Source organism: Cellulomonas rhizosphaerae, from assembly GCF_003470205.1.
In the GTDB taxonomy this organism is placed as follows: Bacteria; Actinomycetota; Actinomycetes; order Actinomycetales; family Cellulomonadaceae; genus Cellulomonas; species Cellulomonas rhizosphaerae.
In genome coordinates, this window is record NZ_QWKP01000011.1 from 1 (window position 1) to 1,485 (window position 1,485).

3 protein-coding genes are annotated in these 1,485 nt (G+C 71.4%); all 3 read left to right on the forward strand.

All coding sequences use genetic code 11. The features are described 5' to 3' along the window. Positions 1-717, forward strand: a 717-nt coding sequence (gene nusA / locus D1825_RS00100; protein WP_118765546.1) for a transcription termination factor NusA, incomplete at its 5' end; no start/stop codon positions are given. A 112-nt stretch (positions 718-829) separates the two neighbouring features. Continuing rightward, on the forward strand, positions 830-1,075 hold the full coding sequence (locus tag D1825_RS18495) for a YlxR family protein (RefSeq protein WP_267897550.1): 246 nt from the start codon (positions 830-832) through the stop codon (positions 1,073-1,075). A 143-nt stretch (positions 1,076-1,218) separates the two neighbouring features. Beyond that, positions 1,219-1,485, forward strand: a 267-nt coding sequence (locus D1825_RS00110) for a translation initiation factor IF-2 N-terminal domain-containing protein (protein WP_199721424.1), incomplete at its 3' end; no start/stop codon positions are given.

Below are 1,485 nucleotides of genomic sequence, written 5' to 3' on the forward strand. Positions count from 1 at the left end.
CAGGTCATCGTCCAGCGGCTGCGCGACGCCGAGGACGACCAGGTGCTGGGCAACTTCCGCGGCAAGGAGGGCGAGGTCCTCGGCGGTGTCATCCAGCAGGGCCGTGACCCGCGCACCGTGCTCGTCGACATCGGCGGCGTCGAGGCCGTCCTGCCCGCGCACGAGCAGGTCCCCGGCGAGGAGTACGTGCACGGCGAGCGCATCCGCGGCTACGTGCTCGAGGTCGCGCGCGGCCAGCGCGGACCCCAGGTCACGCTGTCCCGCTCGCACCCGGGCCTGGTCCGCAAGCTGTTCGCGCTCGAGGTCCCCGAGGTCGCCGACGGCACCGTCGAGATCACGGCCATGGCCCGCGAGGCCGGTCACCGCACCAAGATGTCCGTGCGCTCGATGGTCGCCGGCGTCAACGCCAAGGGCGCGTGCATCGGACCGCTCGGCGGTCGCGTGCGTGCCGTCATGGCCGAGCTGCACGGCGAGAAGATCGACATCGTCGACTACTCGGACGACCCGGCCGAGATGATCGCGCACGCGCTGTCGCCCGCCCGCGTGGTGTCCGTGACGGTCGTCGACCCCGAGGCCCGCGCGGCGCGCGTCGTCGTGCCGGACTACCAGCTCTCGCTCGCGATCGGCAAGGAGGGCCAGAACGCCCGCCTCGCCGCGAAGCTCACGGGTTGGCGCATCGACATCAGGTCAGACGCGGAAGTTCCGGAGGGCGAGTGAACGCCCGAGGTCACGCCGAGTGACCCGACGCGGTAGACTCGCTGAGGCTGGGCACCAGGCCCGGCTCCCCTCGAGCGAACCACGACCGCACAGCGGTCCCGTTCGCACGTGCGTGGGGTGCCGTGCTCCTGGTTCCCGATCGGCCCTGCTGAGAGTGGTCGTCGTCCAAGACCTGCTGGTCGTGGACGTGGCACGCTCGATGCCGGGCAGGGGTGCGTGGCTGCACCCCGACCCTGGATGTCTCGAGCTCGCGACGCGCCGACGCGCGTTCGGGCGGGCCCTGCGTCATGCAGGTCCGTTCGACACGGCTGTCATCGCCGAGCACCTCGAGAGCCAGATGCACCACGACGCCGGGTGAGGCCCGGAGTCGACCGTCGAATGGGAAGCGGGTCTGGAAGCCGATGGCTACCCGATGAGAACGCACCGATGAGTACCCAGCGATGAGTACCTCGCACTAACGACGGTCCGACCCTGTCCGGGCGGACCGAGACAGGGAGAGATGTGGCTAAGGTCCGCGTCTACGAGCTCGCCAAAGAGCTCGGGGTTGACAGCAAGAAGATCATGACGACGCTCACCGAGATGGGTGAGTTCGTCCGCTCGGCGTCCTCGACGATCGAGCCGCCCGTCGTGCGCAAGCTGCGCGACACGTTCCCCGCCGGCAGTGGCGCCCCCGCGCCCGCCCCGGCCCCCAAGGCTGCGGCACGCCCCGCGCCTGCCCCCAGCGCACCGGCACCCAGCGCACCGGCACCGGCAGCCCCCGCGGCCGCC